Source organism: Streptomyces sp. Edi2, from assembly GCF_040253635.1.
Classification (GTDB): domain Bacteria; phylum Actinomycetota; class Actinomycetes; order Streptomycetales; family Streptomycetaceae; genus Streptomyces.
In genome coordinates, this window is record NZ_JBEJGX010000003.1 from 8663597 (window position 1) to 8680425 (window position 16829).

The window sequence follows — 16829 nt, forward strand, 5'->3', positions numbered from 1 at the left end:
TCCACGCACGCGGCTGGAACGCTTCACTCGTATGCAACCGTCCGGGATTTGTGGAAGGGGGAACGCAGCCGTACCCCGACACCGTCTGAGCCCCAAGGCCAACCCACCGCCTTCTCCCGCCGGCCCCACCTCACGGCGCATGACGGGTCGGTCGCCCACGAGCTCGGCTGCTCACCAGCATCTACCGACCGTTTTCCTCATACGCCGCATACGGCGCAGGATCACCGCGAGATTTAGCAATGCGACGAGGGCGAGAACGCCACACACCACCGCCAGTACCACCAGCACGGTGGTACTGGGAGAGTCGCGCGGCCCGGCAGAGCGCGCTCCCATCGCCAGTCGCACCGCCGCCGCAGTGAAGACCGCTAGCGCGCCAGCAGCCAGGATAAGGCGCAACCGCATTGGGCTGCGGGCGGTTACCGGCTCAGTCCCTGTGCGTCGACGCTTCATGACTGCGCTCCTCACAGATACGGGTGTCCCGTTCCGTCTTCAGCGATGCCAGCGCCTGCCAGGTGGCCTCGCAGATTTCCCGTAAGCGGGGCAGCAAGGGTTAGCTGCCGCCGTGAGCCCTGGCGCCGGGCCAGACAGCCGAAACTACTGCACGTGATCGCGAGGTCCCGACAACGACGCGGACCACCTTCTCCGGCCCCCGCCCCGCCGAGCGCGGACACGGCGGGGGCTTCTGTGCGGCCTCGAGCCCGCCACCCATTCGGCGGTCGGTCGTGCCACGAGGTGGATCAATACATTGATGCGAAGGAGGCCCGGGGGGCCGTCATTTATGGTGGGGAGGTTTGAGCTCCTGGGGGCGATGTCTGGTACGCCCGCCACTTCAAGGGAGGAAAGTCCACCGCACGTCACCGTCACAGGCCCCGGCGGCAACACCACCGGATGCTTCACCTACGTCTCCGCACCCGGCATCTGACCCACCCAGGCATCACCGACCGGCCGACCGGGACCGCGCTGGTCCAGGACTTCGCACTTCCCTACGTCCCCAGCGGCCATCTTCAGGGGCCGGGCGGGACAAAGCCGTCGGCAGCGACGAAGAAGGCCGCCAATTGGCTCACCCTGCGGACGAGCCTGTGGCACAACCTCGGCCCGGTCCTGCGGGCCGATGGTTCGTTCGGGGTGAGCGGCCCTCTGGGGGCCTAAGGGCTTGCAGATCATTAACACGTCGTTTTGATCTTGTTGCTGGGCTCGCCAGTCTGGGCGAGGATCCGAGCCTGGAGGGTCGTGAGGACGACGGGTGGCGTCGTCGCGGGTGGGGTGACGATGCCGTGTGTCTTGAGCAGTCTCCTGTTCTTCAGGAGGGTGCGGTGCATCGCGGTCCGGCTGCTGCCGAACAGTACGGCGAGAGGTTCCGCGGCCAAGGAGAGTCGCAGATGGAGCACGGTGGCCAGGATCTGTTCGGGGAAGGCGAGCCGGGGCGGGCGGCCGCGCCCGGCATCGCCGTTGAGGGCCAAAGTCCCTGTGAGGTCGTCCAGTTGTTGCCGGGACATCCCAGTCAGTGCGGGATCGGACAGCAGGGCCTGGTCCCACTGCGGGGCCGGCGTCTGCGGAGCCTGGTCGGCCGGGCAGAGCCGGGGGTGCAGGGCATAGTTCCAGTCGCCGTGGAAGGTGTGCCGGGTCAGCGGCAGGGCCGCCATTTCCGCGTCAGCGATGCGGACGCCGGTGGGATAGGTGTTGGTGTCGAGTCCGGCCTTCACGCGCAGTCCGGTGCGGGTGGTGGTCGCGGCGATGGTTTCCACGATGACTTCGTGGCTGGTCAGCGGGCGTCCCCGCCAGTTCATGGTGATGTGTGAGAAGAGCCGGTGCTCGATCTTGTTCCACTTCGATGTGCCGGGCGGCAGATGACACACGGTGATGGTCAGTCCCGTTTCGGCGGCGAGCTGGGCCAGTTCGAGTTTCCAGGCCCGGGTGCGGTAGCCGTTGGAGCCGCCCGCGTCGGCGGTGATCAGCAGTCGTACTGCCTGCGGGTAGGCGGGTCGGCCCTGACCGTGCCACCAGCGGCGGATCGATTCCACCGCGAATGCTGCCGTGTCGTGATCGGTGCCGACGTTGACCCAGCCGGTGTTCGCCGCCAGATCGTAGATCCCGTAGGGAACGGCCTTGCCGAGGTGCGGGTCAGCGAAGTCGTGGACCTGCACCGGTACCGGGTCACCTGCGGGCCGCCACTGCCGGCCGTTGTTTTTGAAGTCGCCGACGAGTTCCTTCTTCTTGGTGTCCACACTGATCACTGGCTGGCCGGCGTCCCGGTGTTCGCGGGCCTGCTCGTTGAGATAGCGGAACTGGGCATCGCGGTCCGGGTGCCGGCTTCCCTCGATTGTCTTGGCGTTGGCCTGCAGGCTGAAGCCTTCCTCCCGCAGAAGGCCGGCGACGGTGTCGGCACTGACGCGGTGCCCGGCCCGGGTCAACTCCTGCGCAAGAGTGCGGGTGGACTTCACTGTCCACCGCAGCGGCGACATCGGGTCACCCCGCACATCCGGCTCGACCAGCGCCAACAGGGCTGGCCGCAGCCCTGGATTCAGATCCGCGACCCGTTTACGGCCCCCGCCCGGACGGCGCACCCGCCCCAGGGGCTCCTCGCCCGCCTCGAGTTCGAACACGCCCTTGCGGACCGTCGTCTCGCTGACCGCGGCGGCCTGTGCTACGGCCCGGACACCGCCGTGCCCCAGCCCCCGGGCCTCCGCAGCCATCAAGAGCCGCCGCTGCCGCTCGTCCAGATGCGGGAGCAACACCGCGAACTTCACGGTGAGTTGGTCACGAGTCTCATCCGGGATGCGCATACCACAACAACGAGCTTCAGGCCGGGAAGCAACATCTTGATTCCCTGCAAGCCCTTAGCAGATTCGCCTCAACGCTGAGGCGAACCGGCTCGGAGCAGAGTGCACTCTCGGCGACTCGGCGGAGCCTGAGCGCGTTCTCTGGCTCTTTCGCCTTGATCAGCTTCGGCTTCTGGTTCGGGGACGACACGTTCCCCGAACCCGCCTTCTACTCCTACACCTCACCCGAACCCCCAGGGCTGGCCGAAGAGCCGCTCGCACCAGGATCCGCCCGATGGGTGGCGCGCGACGGCAGTCATCTGGCCGTCCTCCGTTACGACGATGCCCGCGCCGAAGCGGACCCCCGCGCCGCCGTACTCGCCTTCTACGACAGCGCCTACCGGGCCGGAGCCGGGCGCGCCAACTGGGACATGGCCGGGCTGGCCTGCCCTGGAGGAGTAACGGACCAGCACCTGGGAGCCCCGCCCGCTTGATCCCGACTCGGCGCGTGCCCGCCCAGCCGTCAGCCCCGGCGTGCTGACCCGTCCGACCTTCTCGTTCGACTGTGGGGCCTTCAGTGCAGTTGCCGCCGGTCCATGGGGAGCTTGTCCTTGGGGCCAGGCACCGGCTGCGATTCCGGGTGCGAGGTGGGCGGCATCAGCTTCGGCCCCTCAAGGAACGTGCCGGTCTCGACATTCCAAAACCAGTTCTCTCCGGGTTCGAAGCTGGTCAAGATGGGGTGCTCGGCATCACGGGCGTGCGCGGTGGCGTGTCGGGAGGGTGAGGAATCGCAGCATCCGATGTGTCCGCAGGCGGCGCAGCGCCGCAAGTGGAACCACCATCCGGGGCCGTCGCCCGCCAAGCACTCCACACACCCCTCCCCACTCGGCCCCACGTTGAGATCGATTCCGGGGATGCGCTCCGCGCCAGCAGACATGAACCCATCGTAACAATTGTGCAGATCTGTATGGCTTTGGTGGGAGCGTGGAGCGACTGGTGCATGGCCGCTTCAGTCACTGATCCACCAACCAATCGTCACCGTGCGTGATTCACCTGCCGGCTCGTGGCATGCACTCTGCTTAGGCGTGCTCGCAATGGCATGTCGGGGGCCACAGTTGTGTGGACGTGCCAGGGCATGCGACGCGATCGCATTGACAATGCGACTGCTTGGGCGCTTTCGCGAGCCAGTGTGTCCATCCGCGTGGGGGCATCTCACCCGGATGCCGGACACGTCGGGCGGGCACCTTCATTGCTTGAGCACTGCTCAAACTCGGGGGGCTCGTGATTCGTCTGGGCCGGGTTCCGCGTGGCGCTGAGCGATGTCAGCGACGATCTGACGGAACTTCTTCTCGGTCAGGGGGTAGGTCACCATGACCGCGATCGCGGGGAGGATGACCAACGCCGGAACCGCCCCGGTCGCGATTCTGATCGCAGTGAGAGCGCCGTCGCTCTGGGTGGCAGCGCCGGATTCGTAGCCTCCGAGGCCGATGATGTAGGCCGCGGCGGCAGCCCCAACGGCTTGGCCGAACTTGCGGCTGAGGGAGAGGACCGAGTAGGTCGCGCCTTCGGCGCGCACGCCGGTTTTCCATTCCCCGTACTCGACGGTGTCGGCGACCAGCGCCCAGATCAGGGTATTGATGGCGCCGATCCCGATGCCCATGATGCCGAATCCGACGATGGCGATCGCGGGGACGGATCCGGGCGCGACGGCGGTGATGATGCCGCCCAGCACGGTGATGGTTCCGCCCGCGATGTAGGAGGTCCGCTTTCCGATCTTGGTCACCGTGGTGGGGATGACCAGGGTGGCCAGGAGCATGCCGACAACCTGTACGGCGACAAGAACGACGTAGAGGCCGGCGTCGTCGAGTACGTACCGGGCGTAGTAGATGGCGGTGGTCTCCAGGGCGAACATGCCGCACAGGAACAGCACGCTGGACAGGCCGAGCCGGAGCAGCGGCTTGTTCTGTTTCACAGTGTCCCAAGCCTGGCGCAGGCTGACCTTCTCGACGTCGCGCTGCACCTGCTCCTTGGCGGTGGAGAAGGTGAACACGTACAGCGCCATCCCGATCCCCACCAGCCCCAGGGTGATGATCGTCAGAGACTGCTGGAGGTCGTCGGCGGTCGCGATCTGCCGTGAGACGACCACGGCCAGCAGCAGGATGACCAGGTTCGTGGCGAGAACTCGGGCGCTGGAGAGTTTGGAGCGTTCGTCGGGATCCTGCGTCATGGCAGTGGACAGGGAACCGTAGGGGATGTTGACCAGGCCGTAGGCGAAGGAGAACAGCGCGTAGGAGATGTAGGCGTATACGAGCGCGCCGCCCTCGCTGAGTCCGCCCGGCACTGAGAAGAGTGCGACGAGCAGCAGCATCAGCGGCAGGGAGGCGAACAGCAGGTAGGGGCGGTATTTGCCCCATCGGGTGGAGGTGCGGTCGACGATGCGACCGGCGATCACGTCACCGATCCCGTCCCAGGCCCGCACGACCAGGAACAGTGTCCCTGCCGTGGTGGCGGAGATCCCCACGACGTCGGTGTAGTAGAGGAGCAGGAACATCGACGCCATCGAGAACGCCAGGTTGTTCGCGAAGTCCCCCGCTCCGTAGCCGATGTACTGGATGGTGCGCAGCTTGGGGGTCCGCTCACCCGTCGGGCCGGTCATCGGCGTGCTCGCCAGCGTTCGCGCAGCTGCCATGCACTGGTTTTGGGTCTGCGGTCGCGGGTGAACACACCCTTTTTGTTGCCGTCGACACGGAGCAGGCCGGGGGCGGTGGCGAAGTCGGCGAAGTTCCAGATCTGCTCGCCGACGACTGCCTCGACGCGGTCGAAGACGCGGTGGTACATCGCGAGTACGTCGGCCTGGTAGTCCTCGGTCCACGGGGTGGGCGTGATGGTGCGCAGGCCCGCTACTGTGTCCGCGCCGTATTCGGTCATGATGATCGGTTTGTCGTGCTTGCGTGTCCAGGCGCGGAGCTCGTCTTCGAGGTTCCGCTCGGCCGCCGCGAGATTCGCCAGGTCCTTGTACCAGCCGTAGTAGCGGTTGAGCAGGAGGACGTCGAACAGGCCGGAGATGACGTCGTTGTCCGGGGTGGCGCTCATGAAGTTGACGAAGGCCAGCGGGCGGGTGGGGTCCAGCCGCCGGGCTTCGTCGACCAGGGGCTCGAAGTAGGAGCGGGAGGCGGTCGTGGTGGACTCCGGCTCGTTGGCGATGCTCCAGATCACCACGCTGGGATGATTTTTGTCCCGGGCGATCATCTCGGCGAGCGCCTGGCGGTGGGTTTCCTGTGTGGCGCTGTTGATGGTGTGCGCGGAGAACGTGCTGAAGACCGCCTCGGCGAGCGTGGCGCCGAGTTCGGCGTTGAGTCCCACGGCGGGGGTTTCGCCGATGACCACGATGCCGTGGCGGTCCGCGTATTCGAGCACCTCTTCCGCGTACGGGTAGTGCGAGGTGCGGAAGGAGTTCGCGCCGAGCCACTCCAGCAGCGCGAAGTCGTGGACCATGAAGGCGTCGTCGTGGCCCTTGCCGCGTACGGGGCTGTCTTCGTGCTTGCCGAAGCCGGTGAAGTAGAACGGCTCTCCGTTGATCAGGAACCGGCTCCCCTCGACCGCCACGGTCCGCACCCCCACCGGTAGCGCGTACGCGTCGGCCAGCTCATCGCCGGCGCCCCGCAGTTCGGCGTGGAGCTCGTAGAGGTAGCCCTCGCCGGGCCGCCACGGGTGCACGTCTTCGACGGTGAGGCCGCCGGTGGCGCCGGTGGCTCGCGCGACCTCGGCGCCGTCGGCGTCGCGGAGGACGACGCGGACGTCATGCTCCTCGTGGCCGGCCGCCTGGGTCTGGTAGTCGACGATGCCCGTCGCTCCGGCCAGCCGGGTGAAGACGGTGATGTCGCCGATGTAGGTGCGGGGGGTGGTGTAGAGCCAGACGCTGCGGTGCAGGCCGGCGTAGTTGAAGAAGTCGTGGAAGTAGCGCTGACGCGGGCCGTCGGGCGTCTGCTCGACGAAGCCTGGCGGGATCGACTGCCACGACAGGGTGTTGTCCACCACGACCGTCACCCGGTGCTCGCCGCCCGGCTCGACCAGGTCGGTGAGGTCCGCCTCGAACGGCGTGTACCCGCCCTCGTGGGCCACGACCTCGGTGTCGTCGACCCAGACCACCGCCCGGTGCGTCGCGGAGTCGAAACGCAGGACGATCCGCTGGCCCTCCCACCGCCTGGGAACCCGTATCACCCGCTGATACCAGACGTCGCCCACATGGTCGTGGACCACCGGGTCCGGGAACAGGTCGTTGTAGCTGGCCGGTACGGGCGCCTCCCGCCGGCCGGGCAGGGTATGTCGCCACCAGCCGTCGCTCCGGCCGACACCATCGGTATCGACGGCGAACCGCCACAGGCCGTTGAGCGAAGTGCACTCGCGGGTGGGCGTATCGCGGGGCCTGAGCATAGGCACTCCTCACGTCATTGCGTTGCGTCTGCACTGCGCGTCATGCCGTTCCGTCCGCAGTGCGCGACAGGTGAAATGTGGCCGCCGCGACGATCAGCTCCACGCATGCGTCCACGCTGAAGGCGGTGGCATCGATCATGAGGTGATACAGGGCCGGATCATCACCGTCGGCGCCGTACGCCCTGTGGACGTACTCCCGTCGCGCCCAGTCGTTGGCCTTCACACGCCGCTCGGCAGTAGCACGGTCGACACCTTCGGCCTCAGCGGCCCGCGCGATACGCGCCTCCAGGGGCCCGCCCAGATACACGTGCAACGCTTGAGGCACCTCACCCAGCACGATCGCGCCGCCACGCCCCAGCACCACCCCGCCGGACCGGACGGCGTCGGCCATGAAGCGACGCATCTGCGCCCGCATCTCGCCCTCCTCCAGGAACCAGCGTTCCTGGGCCGGGCCGGCTGTCAGGCTGGGCGCCCTGCCCAGCAGAGCCAGCAGCCGGTGCCCACGGCTCAGCGGACGCTCATCGGCGGCGGCGACAACCTCCTCGGGCATGCCGGTCTGCGCGGCGACCGACGCGGGGATGGCGCGATCCAGGAAGTCCACGCCGAGCCGCTGCGCCACCTCCGGCCCGATGACGACGCCCCCTGTGCCGTACAGCGCGGCAAGTGTCACCACGGGAGGAGACGGCTTCGGATCCGAAGCCGTGGACGCAAGATCAGGCATACTTGAAATTCTTCACAAAGCTCATGAATCCGCTACTTATATTGATTTCAGTCACAACTGGCACTTCTGGGCTGTCCGGTGTTTCCGATGCCGTCGTAGCGGGGGTCAGCAATTGATCAAGATGTTGGTCCTGCTCGGTGCGACCGGTGACCTCGCGGGCCGGTTCCTGCTGCCCGCTCTTGCCGCACTCCGTGCCGCGGACCGGCTTCCCGACGACTTCCAGGTCGTCGCGGCCGCCCGCGAAGACCTGGGCGACCAAGCCTTCCAGCGCACCGCTGCGGAGAAGCTGGAGCGTCATGCCCCGGAGGTGCCGGCCGCGGCCCGCGCGGATCTCATCCGCTCGGTGCGCTACCGCCGAACCGAGTTGACGGACCCCGCGAGCGTCGGCGGCCTGCTGTCCGGCGTCAGGCAGCCGGTGGCGGTCTACCTGGCCCTGCCCCCCGGCCTGTACACGACGGTGGTGACCGCGCTCGGCGGTACCGGGCTTCCTGCGGGAAGCCGGATCGCCCTGGAGAAGCCCTTCGGCGAGGACCTCGACAGCGCCATGGCACTCAACCGGCTCCTCGACCGAGTGACGCACTCCGCCGGAGAGCAAGCGGTGTTCCGGGTCGATCACGTGCTCGGGCTGCCGACGGTGCAGAACCTGCTCGCGCTGCGCCTGGCCAACCGGGTCCTGGAGCCGGTATGGAACAGCCGGCACATCGAGCAGATTGACATCCTGTGGGAGGAGGACCTGGGCCTGGAGGGCCGGGCGGGGTACTTCGACCGCTCCGGCACGCTGCGGGACGTGATGCAGAACCACATGCTCCAGGTCCTGTCCCTCATCGCGATGGAGCTGCCGACGCGCCTCGACGAACAAGTCCTGCGGGACCGCAAGCTCGACGCCCTGCGCTCCGTGCGCCCTCTGCGCCTCGACGAGGCGGCCTCCCGCACCCGTCGCGCCCGCTACACCGCCGGCCGCCTCCCCGATCCGGCAGGCGGGGCCGGGCGCGCCGTCCCCGCCTACCAGGACGAGGACGGCGTCGATGCGGCCCGCGGCACCGAGACCTTCGCCGAGATCGTGCTGGACCTCGACAGCGAACGGTGGTCGGGCACCCGGTTCCTGCTCCGGGCCGGAAAAGCGCTGCACCGCCGTCGAAAGCAGGTCACGGTCCGCTTCCGGCCGGCCGAGCACCCCTCGGCTCACAGGGCTCCGGCCGACGAACTGCGGATCGGCCTCGACGGCCCCGAGGATCTCGCCCTACACCTGACCGGAGGCGTGTCCCTGAATCCGCAGAGCTGGGCGCCGGTGACGTTGACCGCGCCGCCTCCCGCGGCCGACCTGCCGGCCTACAGTCACGTTCTGCTGGACGTCCTGTCGGGCGGCAGCACGTTGTCGGTCCGCGGGGATGAGGCCGAAGCGGCCTGGCGCGTCATGACGCCGGTACTGTCAGCCTGGAACGCGGGGCTGGTACCGCTGGAGGAATACGCCGCAGGAAGCGCGGGACCGCCCTGACGCCCGGCGGGCACCATTGGTGGTCAACGCCAGCGTCGCCGTCGGTCCGCCGGCTTGCGAGAGCGTAGACGGTGGATCCCCGCCCGGCGTGGCAGGCGGGGAAGGTGGAAGTCTTCCGGCGGTGCGATTGCCCGCGGTTTGCCGGCGCTCTGCTGAAGCACGGCGGAGGCTTCCTTGGGGTCAGCGCCGGCGAAGACCATGATGTCGAGGCAGAGGAACTGCACGCCGGCCGTCGCTGCTTCCCGCTCCATGGAGGGCGCAGGGGTTTCACCGGCCCGGCGGGCGACGGTGAAGGCACGGTCCACCGCGCGTTGGCGGATTTGGTGACTGCCCAGGTCTGTCGAGAGGTCGGTGATCGCTGCGGCCAGCTCCCGCACAGCCTGCGCGAGCCTGTCCTGCCCGGGCAGATCGGCGCTGACAGCGGTGCGCATGAGCATCAGGCAGCTGGACCCAAGCAGCTGGATCTGGGCGGCCTCCTGGTTCGTCCATGCGGCGGCGGGGCGCCGGTAACGCCAGATCAGCGAGTGGCCGGCGACCCGGGCGCCGGCCGGTCCAGCCCTGCCCACCTCGGCGAGGTGTTCCCGCACAGTGGACATGCACCCGATCAGCCCCGCATGCAGCTCCTCGTCGTACGTGCCGCGCTCGATCGCCTCAGCCGTCAGGCGAAGACCCTCGGCCATGGTTGCCAGCGCTGCCCTCTCCGCCCGGCGCACCAGGGCCAGTGGTTCGGGAGGGAACAGAACCTGGGTGAACACCAGCGCCACCCCGGCACCGATCAGCGCGTCGGTCAACCGGTTCACACCAGCCCCGCCGTCGGCCGCGGCGATGGTCAGGATCGCCCCGGCGGCGGCCTGGACGCGCATCAGGCGATTGGCGCCCAGTGCCTGGGCGATGACCAGCGCGACGAAGGTGGCTAGCGCCAGGCTGTCCCAGTCGCTTCCGAGGATCACGACCGTGCATTCTCCGATCGCGATGCCGATGCACACCCCGAGGAGCAGCCGCAGGGCGTTGCGGCCCCGTTCACCTCGCCCGAAGTTGAGAGCGACCACTGCGGCGATCGGAGCGAAGAACGGAGCATCGTGATCGCCGGTCCGGACGGCGATCACCCAGGCCAGCGTGGCCGCTGCCGTTGCCTGGACCAGCGGCCAGGTCTCGGCGAGCCACGTCCGCACCGCTGCGGTCGTGCGCGAACGGGCCATACGGCGATCTCCCGGTTCAGGCACCATGACACGTAAAGAACAGAAAGCACTATCCGCCTAAAGTAGACGTTTCGTCGGGAGGCGCCGATGCGTGTGGAACAGGTGACAGACCCGATCGCCTACCACGCCGAAGGGCCCGTATGGTCGCCGCTCTGGGGCGGCCTGCGCTGGGTCGACATGTTGGCCGGAGACGTGCTGTCCCTGGCCGACGACAGCACCGTCACCCGCCATCACGTGGGCCATGTCGCCGCAGCGATACGGCCCCGCCGCCAGGGCGGCGCGGTCATCGGAATCGAGCGGGGCTTCGCCCTGGAGGACGCCGACGGCACCCTGACGCACCTGCCCCCGCTGTGGGACGAGGACCGCGGGATACGCATGAACGAGGGCGGCTGCGACCCAGACGGCCGCTTCTACTGCGGCTCCATGGCCTACGACAAACGCACCGGCGCCGGCAGCCTGTACCGGCTGGCGCCCGACGGCACCGTCACGGTGGTCTTGACCGGGGTCACCGTCTCCAACGGGCTGGAGTGGAGCCCCGGCGGCGCCCACGCCTACTACAACGACACACCTACACATCGGATCGCCGTGTTCGATTACGACCCCGGCTCCGGCCTGAGAGGGCAGCGCACCTTCGTGACCATTCCGACCGAGGCCGGGCGCCCGGACGGGCTGACCGTCGACGCCCAAGGCGGCGTCTGGGTGGCCCTCAACAACGGCGGAGCGGTGCGACGCTACTCGCCCGCGGGCACCCTCGACGAGGTGATCGAACTGCCGGCGAGGAAGGTCACCGCCTGCACGTTCGGTGGGCCCCACCTGGACGAGCTGTTCATCACCACCTCCCGGGAAAATCTCGAGCCTGCGGAGGACCCGCTGGCAGGCTCACTGTTCCGGGCACGAGTCGACGTCGCCGGGCTGCCTGTCCGGGAGTTCGCAGGATGAGCCAGCCCTGCCGAGGGCGCCCACGCATACGTCAAGGCTTCGGCGCCGCGTTACACGGTCTGCCACGGCGCTGTCATGGGGTCCCGCGAGTGAGCAGCGGCCTGCTTGGGAGATGCACCGTAGCCGGACGCCACAGTGGTTCGCATCGCGCGCGTGCGGTACTCGCAACCTGTCCGCGCCACATCTGGGAACAGTCCACGCGCCCGAATGTGCCGGTGGCTGACGAGAGGCACGTCTTGGTGGTCGCGCGAACCGAAGGACGATGAGCGCGCATTCGCTCGGATCGAGCAACGTCTGGCAGATGATGATCCGGAGCTGGCACGGCGCATCGAATCGCTCAACACGCATTTCACCGAGCTGGCTGGTGACGACCGATTCCCGGACCGCAGGGGCGTGGACCCAGTCGCCGGGCGTACCGACGAAGAGGGGGCCACCGATCCAGTCCTCGATGGCGGTGAAGAGCACTCATGGACGGTCAAGGTCGCTGTGGCACTGGCCATCCTGGCCGCCGTCGGGCTGCTGCTCACAGCGATCCTCTCAACGCCCAGCGGCGGTGAGCACCAGCCGCCCCAGCCGTACGGGCTTGCTCAGCCAGCGGCACGTCCTTGAGGGCGGCCCGGATTAGGCATGAACGCGGATGAGAAGGACGCAGAGGGGAGGGCTGCCGTAGACCGTGGTGCGCCAGTGGTGGACCTGTTCGAGGCAGTGGCCCGGTCGGCGTTCCCCACCTCACCGTGGCGGGGGAAAACTGCCCTTCGGCCATACCGCCGGGACCCTAGCGGATGAGGCGTCGCTCGTGGTGCTGGGTCATCGACACGACAACGGCGGCAATGCCTCTACTTGGCAGGCAGTTCGCAGGTCATAGGCGGCTGCGCAATGTGAACGGTTCAGGAGGCAGTGACGGCGGCATGAGCGAGGGCAACGGTCTCCTGCGGGGTACCGTCGATCGGGATAGCCGCGCCAGCTTCATCGTCGCCCAGCAGTTCAAGGTCGGCAAACTGCGTATCGAGCAGGCCGGGCGGCATGACGTGGCCCTGCCGCGCTGCGGTCCGCGCAGCAATCAGCTCAGGCGAGCCATCGAGGTGGAGAAAGAAGACGTGCGGCGCGGCGGAAGCCAGCCGGTCACGATAGCGCCTCTTCAGCGCCGAGCATGACACCACTCCACCGTTGTCCGCGTGCTCGGTCAGCCATCGTGCGATCTCGTCCAGCCAGGGACGGCGGTCTTCGTCATCGAGCGGATGGCCGGCTCGCATCTTCGCCACATTGGCTGCGGGGTGGAAGTCGTCCGCCTCGGCGTATGGAACACCGAGGCGCTGTGCCAGCAGTTGGCCCACCGTGGTCTTTCCCGAGGCCGAGACGCCCATGACCACGACCAATGGAGCAGTGTTGTGAGGCATCCGTCCAGGCTAGGGCCTGCCTTCGGATCTTGCCCGTTACAACTCGATGAGCACCTTGACGTCGTCCGATTGTGGCGTGACCGCTTCCATCGCGCGCTCCAGCGGAACCCGCCGGGTGATCAGGCGCTCAAGCCATGACAGGTCGGCTTGGGCCAGCGCCTCGGCAGCCTGGCGGTAGTGCCGCAGGTTGGCGTTGACCGAGCCCACCACCGCGTCGTTCTGCAGCACGATCTCCCTGTTGATAGCGCCCGCGTCCACGGTCACCCTCCGGCCGGCGGGCGACACACCGGTCAGGCACACCACCCCGTAGGGCGCGGTGCCCGTCAACGAGGCAAAGACGAGCTCGCTCGCGCCCGTCGCCTCGACGACGACATCCGGGCACACGGTGGAGATCACCTGATCGATGTCCTCCGCGTGGTATGCGGCACCCAAGTCCCGTACGAGAGCGGGCTTGGGCCCCTCGCTCACCCGGTCGAGCACATGCACCTCCAGTCCGCGCTGCGTGCCCAGAAGGGCAGCCAGCAGACCAATGGGCCCGGCACCGGTCACCAGAACACGGCGCGGCTCGAACCACGAACGGGCACCGACACGCTCCACCTGTTCCCATGCCTTCGCCACCACGGTGGTGGGCTCCATGAGCACACCGACGTGCTCCAGATGCGGCTCCAGCTTCACGGCGTAGTCGGCCTCCACGCACCACGCCTGCGCGCCGTAGCCATCGATCTCTTTGATACCGCGTTCGGTGTAGCGGCCGTTGCGGCACATGTCGAACTCCCCGCGGGCGCAGGCCCCGCACGGCTCGGGGTCCGGGCGGCGCACCACCCCGGCGACCAGGTCACCGGACGAGAACCCGCTGTCGAGAGGCGCCTGCCGCACCCGCCCGAGGGACTCATGCCCGAGCACCAACCACTCACGGCCCGGCGGGGCCCAGCCGTACTCGCCTCGGACGATCTCCCTGTCCGTTCCGCACACCCCCACCGCCAGGCCCTGCACCAACAGCTCACCAGCTGCCGGGACGGCCTCCGGCACATCCCGGACCTCAACGGATCCCTCTGCGCCGGGCCGCACCGTCAATGCACGCATCGCCAACCTCGTCCCACTCGTCCGCCGGCGCCTCAAATCCGTGCGCGCCGCTGCTTTCGATCTGTCCCTCTTTGAGGTGTGTCCCGCTCAGAGGTTTTCAGCACCAGATGGTCAGGCAGGAGGGACGCGTCCGTGGGCTGCCCTCCTGCCACCCGGAAGGGATAGGCGGCCAGGTGCTGGTGCGCGCGACGTTGGTGATCACGTGAAGGCCGGCGGTCGTCTCGACGATGCCCACCTACTGGTTGAGGGCGGTCCCCGGACACCTAGCGCGTGCGAAGCCCGGAGGCTGTATGAGCGGGAGGTTCCGCATCGTCCGGCGGCAGCCAGGCGTTCGGCGTCGCGCCTCGGCCGCTTGGGGCACGAAGTCGGTAGCGCAGGTAGAGGTATGAGTTCTGTCGACGGGCGCTGATCAGATCCGTCCACACCGGCTGGTTCGGCAGCAGTTCGAGTCCGGAGATCACCCCGGGCCGGGAGGTGCCGTCCCGGCCGGCGAGCACGGGGGATGTCGTAAGGAACAGCTCATCCAGCAGGCCCTCGCCGAGGAGGTGACCGATGAGCTGCGGCCCACCCTCGGTGAGGACCGCAGTGTGGCCCTGGGCGTGGAGAGCCGCGAGGACGTCGGCCATGCGGAGGCCGGATCCTTCGACCGCGGTGAGTATCGCGCAGGCTGGTGGCAGGCGTCCCTCTAGTCGGCTGGCGCCATCCGCGGTGGTGGCCACGAGCGCGCCCGACTGCAGCGCTGGGTGCTCGGTGGGCACATTCCCGCTCGCCGTGACCACAACCAGTTGCGGTTGGGTGGCGCGTTTCAGTCTGCGTCGTAGCTCGACGAAGTGGGGTGCGGCGTGCGGACAGACGTGGTCGGGGGTCCACTGGTGGCGGGCTGTGGCTCGCAGTGTTCCGGCTCCGATGAGTACCGCGTCGGCGCATGCCCGCAGCAGTCCCATCACGAAGCGGTCCGCGGGTTCACGCCCGCTGATCGCTGAGCCGGAGGAGGGGTATTCGGGGCCGAGGGCGACCACTCCGTCAAGTGAAGTGACGAAGTTCGCGTACACGCAGGGCGTTGTGAAGCCCAGGTCGCCGCCGTACGCCGTGGCGAGCGTGGCAGGAAGACCAAAGCCGGGCTGTCCGGCCTCCTCGTACAGCAGGTCCAGGCGTTCCAACGAGCGTGTCTGTGTTTCGCCGGCGGGGTGTGCGGTGTTGTCCTCAGCCATGTTCGGCCAGGCCGCGTTGGCCGCACAACGTGGAGAATTCGGCGCGCAGTTGCGGATCTTCGTCGTAGGTACCGCGCCAGTGGGTGGTGCGGGTGCTGGACTCGATCTCCCGTACTCCGCGCATCTGCGTGCACAGATGCACTGCTTCCAGGTGGACCGCGACGCCGTGTGGCTGCAGGATCTGCTGCAACGATTCGGCGAGCTGGCGGCCGATGCGCTCCTGCATCGAGAATCGGCGGGCGAACAGCCGCACCAGCCTGGTGAGTTTGGACAGTCCGAGGATGTGCTCGTGCGCGATGTAACCGATGTACGCCTTGCCGAAGAAGGGCAGGCTGTGGTGCTCGCACAGGGAGAAGAACGGGATCGGCCCTTCGACGATTTGGCTGATCCGGCAGTCTGAACCGCCATGGCATTCGGTCTCGAAGGCGGTGACCAGCTTTTCGTCGCCTTCGTACCCGCTGGTGGCGTCGAAGAGGGCACGCAGGAAGCGGTGGGGTGTGTCGGCCGTGGCTGCTGCCCCGGCGGCCAGGCCCAGCGCCTCGAAGATCTCCTTGAGGTAGCCCTCGAACCGCTGCCACTCCTCGGGGGTGATCTGCCGCGGCGACACGGCTGCCCACTCCACCTCATCCGTGAAGGGTATGAGGCCTTCACCGACCAGCCCTGCGACGGGCGGGGGACCATTCATCTGCGGCAGTTGATCATTCACATGCGGCCTCGAGAATGAGGAACGTACATCTCACTGCGCTGGACGTATCCATTATCGACCGCTTTCTGCATGAGTGCTGCCTGGGGACACGATGCCTCTGCGCCAGCGCTGTGAGGCGGCGAGCGCATCCCCGTGTCGTTTGCGCCCAACTGTCAGCTTCGGAGCATCTCGGCGAGGACCTCGGCTTCGCTGATCTCGGGCTGCTTGGTTGCGGTGAGTAGCGTCAAGGGCCCGTCCTTAGCGAGGTCGCGCAGGTGCGTCAGAGCGTCTGCGTGTTCGGGATCTTTGAGCTCGGTGCGGTAGCGACGGCTGAATTCCGCGAAACGCTCGGGGTCGTGGCTGTACCACTTGCGCAGCTCCGTGGAGGGGGCGACCTGTTTGCACCACTCGTCGAGGTGAGCCTTGTCCTTGGTCATCCCTCGGGGCCAGATGCGGTCGACCAGCACTCTCGCACCGTCAGTCTGCGCCGGAGCCTCGTAGACGCGGCGCACGTGCACCGTCCTGCTGCGACCCATGGAAAAACCTCCTCGTGAGCTGGGTGCTCCGCTTCCCTTCGCGTCACACGTATTAGCGAGAGATGATCTCGAGCCGCGCCACTTCGTCCGGTCCCGGATGGGACACCAGCACCGGCAGGCCGCTGGGATCCCGGCCCTCGATGACGGTGAAGCCCCTCCCCGTGTCCAATGTCCACACGGGAGCAGGCTCTGAGCTCGCGCTCGCACCGCTGGACGTCGTCGGGCCGCCCGCCGTCCATGTGAATGCGCGGAGGGCCTTTCCGTCTTAGACCGCGACACGAGGCTTCTTTTTGCGGGTTGTGATCCTGGTTCCACGCTACCTGGCCCGCGTACGGCCCGCCGGGGCACGCAGTCGGCCCCTGAGCGGCGG

17 protein-coding genes are annotated in these 16829 nt (G+C 67.9%); 5 read left to right on the forward strand and 12 right to left on the reverse strand.

What is annotated here, in order from left to right:
• Positions 1 to 171: 171 nt before the first annotated feature.
• Positions 172 to 450, reverse strand: coding sequence for a DUF6343 family protein (locus tag ABR737_RS41435; protein WP_350256298.1), 279 nt, complete (start codon positions 448 to 450; stop codon positions 172 to 174).
• 438 nt (positions 451 to 888) lie between these two features.
• Here ABR737_RS41435 and ABR737_RS41440 point away from each other — a divergent pair, with 438 nt between their 5' ends.
• Positions 889 to 1149 (forward strand): hypothetical protein, encoded by a 261-nt coding sequence (locus tag ABR737_RS41440; protein ID WP_350256299.1) that lies wholly within the window; start codon positions 889 to 891, stop codon positions 1147 to 1149.
• A 14-nt stretch (positions 1150 to 1163) separates the two neighbouring features.
• Here ABR737_RS41440 and ABR737_RS41445 read toward each other — a convergent pair whose 3' ends face one another.
• Positions 1164 to 2783 (reverse strand): ISAzo13 family transposase, encoded by a 1620-nt coding sequence (locus tag ABR737_RS41445; protein WP_350256300.1) that lies wholly within the window; start codon positions 2781 to 2783, stop codon positions 1164 to 1166.
• A gap of 44 nt (positions 2784 to 2827) precedes the next feature.
• On the opposite strand from ABR737_RS41445, the gene ABR737_RS41450 reads away from it, so the two are divergent.
• Positions 2828 to 3253, forward strand: coding sequence for a DUF5996 family protein (locus tag ABR737_RS41450; protein ID WP_350257124.1), 426 nt, complete (start codon positions 2828 to 2830; stop codon positions 3251 to 3253).
• 80 nt (positions 3254 to 3333) lie between these two features.
• Here ABR737_RS41450 and ABR737_RS41455 read toward each other — a convergent pair whose 3' ends face one another.
• The 4 genes from ABR737_RS41455 to ABR737_RS41470 all read right to left on the reverse strand — a co-directional run bounded on the left by ABR737_RS41455 (position 3334) and on the right by ABR737_RS41470 (position 7914).
• Complete coding sequence (locus ABR737_RS41455; protein ID WP_350256301.1) at positions 3334 to 3696, reverse strand: UBP-type zinc finger domain-containing protein; 363 nt, start codon at positions 3694 to 3696, stop codon at positions 3334 to 3336.
• 327 nt (positions 3697 to 4023) lie between these two features.
• On the reverse strand, positions 4024 to 5448 hold the full coding sequence (locus tag ABR737_RS41460) for a glycoside-pentoside-hexuronide (GPH):cation symporter (protein ID WP_350256302.1): 1425 nt from the start codon (positions 5446 to 5448) through the stop codon (positions 4024 to 4026).
• Positions 5412 to 7193: a beta-glucuronidase gene (gene uidA, locus ABR737_RS41465; RefSeq protein ID WP_350256303.1), complete on the reverse strand. Its 1782-nt coding sequence runs from the start codon at positions 7191 to 7193 to the stop codon at positions 5412 to 5414. The genes ABR737_RS41460 and uidA overlap by 37 nt, the downstream gene beginning before the upstream one ends.
• 40 nt (positions 7194 to 7233) lie before the next feature.
• The gene (locus tag ABR737_RS41470; protein ID WP_350256304.1) at positions 7234 to 7914 is read right to left on the reverse strand and encodes a cytidylate kinase-like family protein; all 681 of its coding nucleotides are present in this window, start codon (positions 7912 to 7914) and stop codon (positions 7234 to 7236) included.
• A gap of 112 nt (positions 7915 to 8026) precedes the next feature.
• On the opposite strand from ABR737_RS41470, the gene ABR737_RS41475 reads away from it, so the two are divergent.
• Complete coding sequence (locus tag ABR737_RS41475) at positions 8027 to 9409, forward strand: glucose-6-phosphate dehydrogenase (RefSeq protein WP_350256305.1); 1383 nt, start codon at positions 8027 to 8029, stop codon at positions 9407 to 9409.
• Positions 9410 to 9432: 23 nt separating this feature from the next.
• Here ABR737_RS41475 and ABR737_RS41480 read toward each other — a convergent pair whose 3' ends face one another.
• On the reverse strand, positions 9433 to 10515 hold the full coding sequence (locus ABR737_RS41480; RefSeq protein ID WP_350256306.1) for an FUSC family protein: 1083 nt from the start codon (positions 10513 to 10515) through the stop codon (positions 9433 to 9435).
• A 180-nt stretch (positions 10516 to 10695) separates the two neighbouring features.
• On the opposite strand from ABR737_RS41480, the gene ABR737_RS41485 reads away from it, so the two are divergent.
• Both ABR737_RS41485 and ABR737_RS41490 read left to right on the forward strand, forming a co-directional pair.
• Complete coding sequence (locus ABR737_RS41485) at positions 10696 to 11547, forward strand: SMP-30/gluconolactonase/LRE family protein (protein ID WP_350256307.1); 852 nt, start codon at positions 10696 to 10698, stop codon at positions 11545 to 11547.
• A gap of 207 nt (positions 11548 to 11754) precedes the next feature.
• On the forward strand, positions 11755 to 12156 hold the full coding sequence (locus tag ABR737_RS41490) for a hypothetical protein (RefSeq protein ID WP_350256308.1): 402 nt from the start codon (positions 11755 to 11757) through the stop codon (positions 12154 to 12156).
• A gap of 278 nt (positions 12157 to 12434) precedes the next feature.
• On the opposite strand, the gene ABR737_RS41495 is transcribed toward ABR737_RS41490, so the two are convergent.
• The 5 genes from ABR737_RS41495 to ABR737_RS41515 form a co-directional block, all read right to left on the reverse strand.
• Positions 12435 to 12944: a gluconokinase gene (locus ABR737_RS41495; protein WP_350256309.1), complete on the reverse strand. Its 510-nt coding sequence runs from the start codon at positions 12942 to 12944 to the stop codon at positions 12435 to 12437.
• A 36-nt stretch (positions 12945 to 12980) separates the two neighbouring features.
• On the reverse strand, positions 12981 to 14027 hold the full coding sequence (locus ABR737_RS41500) for a glucose 1-dehydrogenase (protein ID WP_350256310.1): 1047 nt from the start codon (positions 14025 to 14027) through the stop codon (positions 12981 to 12983).
• 263 nt (positions 14028 to 14290) lie between these two features.
• Complete coding sequence (locus tag ABR737_RS41505) at positions 14291 to 15238, reverse strand: RibD family protein (RefSeq protein WP_350256311.1); 948 nt, start codon at positions 15236 to 15238, stop codon at positions 14291 to 14293.
• A complete protein-coding gene (folE, locus tag ABR737_RS41510) occupies positions 15231 to 15845 on the reverse strand; it encodes a GTP cyclohydrolase I (RefSeq protein WP_350256312.1) in 615 nt (204 codons plus the stop codon). The genes ABR737_RS41505 and folE overlap by 8 nt, the downstream gene beginning before the upstream one ends.
• A 251-nt stretch (positions 15846 to 16096) precedes the next feature.
• A complete protein-coding gene (locus ABR737_RS41515; protein ID WP_350256313.1) occupies positions 16097 to 16459 on the reverse strand; it encodes a DUF488 domain-containing protein in 363 nt (120 codons plus the stop codon).
• Between the last annotated feature and the right edge of the window lie 370 nt (positions 16460 to 16829).

Bases quoted from the DNA above. Each gene is read 5' to 3' on its own strand.
- ABR737_RS41490 (WP_350256308.1), top strand. From the start codon at position 11,755: ATGTGCCGGTGGCTGACGAGAGGCACGTCTTGGTGGTCGCGCGAACCG.
- ABR737_RS41435 (WP_350256298.1), bottom strand. From the start codon at position 450: ATGAAGCGTCGACGCACAGGGACTGAGCCGGTAACCGCCCGCAGCCCA.
- ABR737_RS41505 (WP_350256311.1), bottom strand. From the start codon at position 15,238: ATGGCTGAGGACAACACCGCACACCCCGCCGGCGAAACACAGACACGC.
- ABR737_RS41485 (WP_350256307.1), top strand. From the start codon at position 10,696: ATGCGTGTGGAACAGGTGACAGACCCGATCGCCTACCACGCCGAAGGG.
- ABR737_RS41470 (WP_350256304.1), bottom strand. From the start codon at position 7,914: ATGCCTGATCTTGCGTCCACGGCTTCGGATCCGAAGCCGTCTCCTCCC.
- ABR737_RS41515 (WP_350256313.1), bottom strand. From the start codon at position 16,459: ATGGGTCGCAGCAGGACGGTGCACGTGCGCCGCGTCTACGAGGCTCCG.
- ABR737_RS41445 (WP_350256300.1), bottom strand. From the start codon at position 2,783: ATGCGCATCCCGGATGAGACTCGTGACCAACTCACCGTGAAGTTCGCG.
- ABR737_RS41455 (WP_350256301.1), bottom strand. From the start codon at position 3,696: ATGTCTGCTGGCGCGGAGCGCATCCCCGGAATCGATCTCAACGTGGGG.
- ABR737_RS41460 (WP_350256302.1), bottom strand. From the start codon at position 5,448: ATGGCAGCTGCGCGAACGCTGGCGAGCACGCCGATGACCGGCCCGACG.
- ABR737_RS41495 (WP_350256309.1), bottom strand. From the start codon at position 12,944: ATGCCTCACAACACTGCTCCATTGGTCGTGGTCATGGGCGTCTCGGCC.
- uidA (WP_350256303.1), bottom strand. From the start codon at position 7,193: ATGCTCAGGCCCCGCGATACGCCCACCCGCGAGTGCACTTCGCTCAAC.
- ABR737_RS41500 (WP_350256310.1), bottom strand. From the start codon at position 14,027: ATGCGTGCATTGACGGTGCGGCCCGGCGCAGAGGGATCCGTTGAGGTC.
- ABR737_RS41440 (WP_350256299.1), top strand. From the start codon at position 889: ATGCTTCACCTACGTCTCCGCACCCGGCATCTGACCCACCCAGGCATC.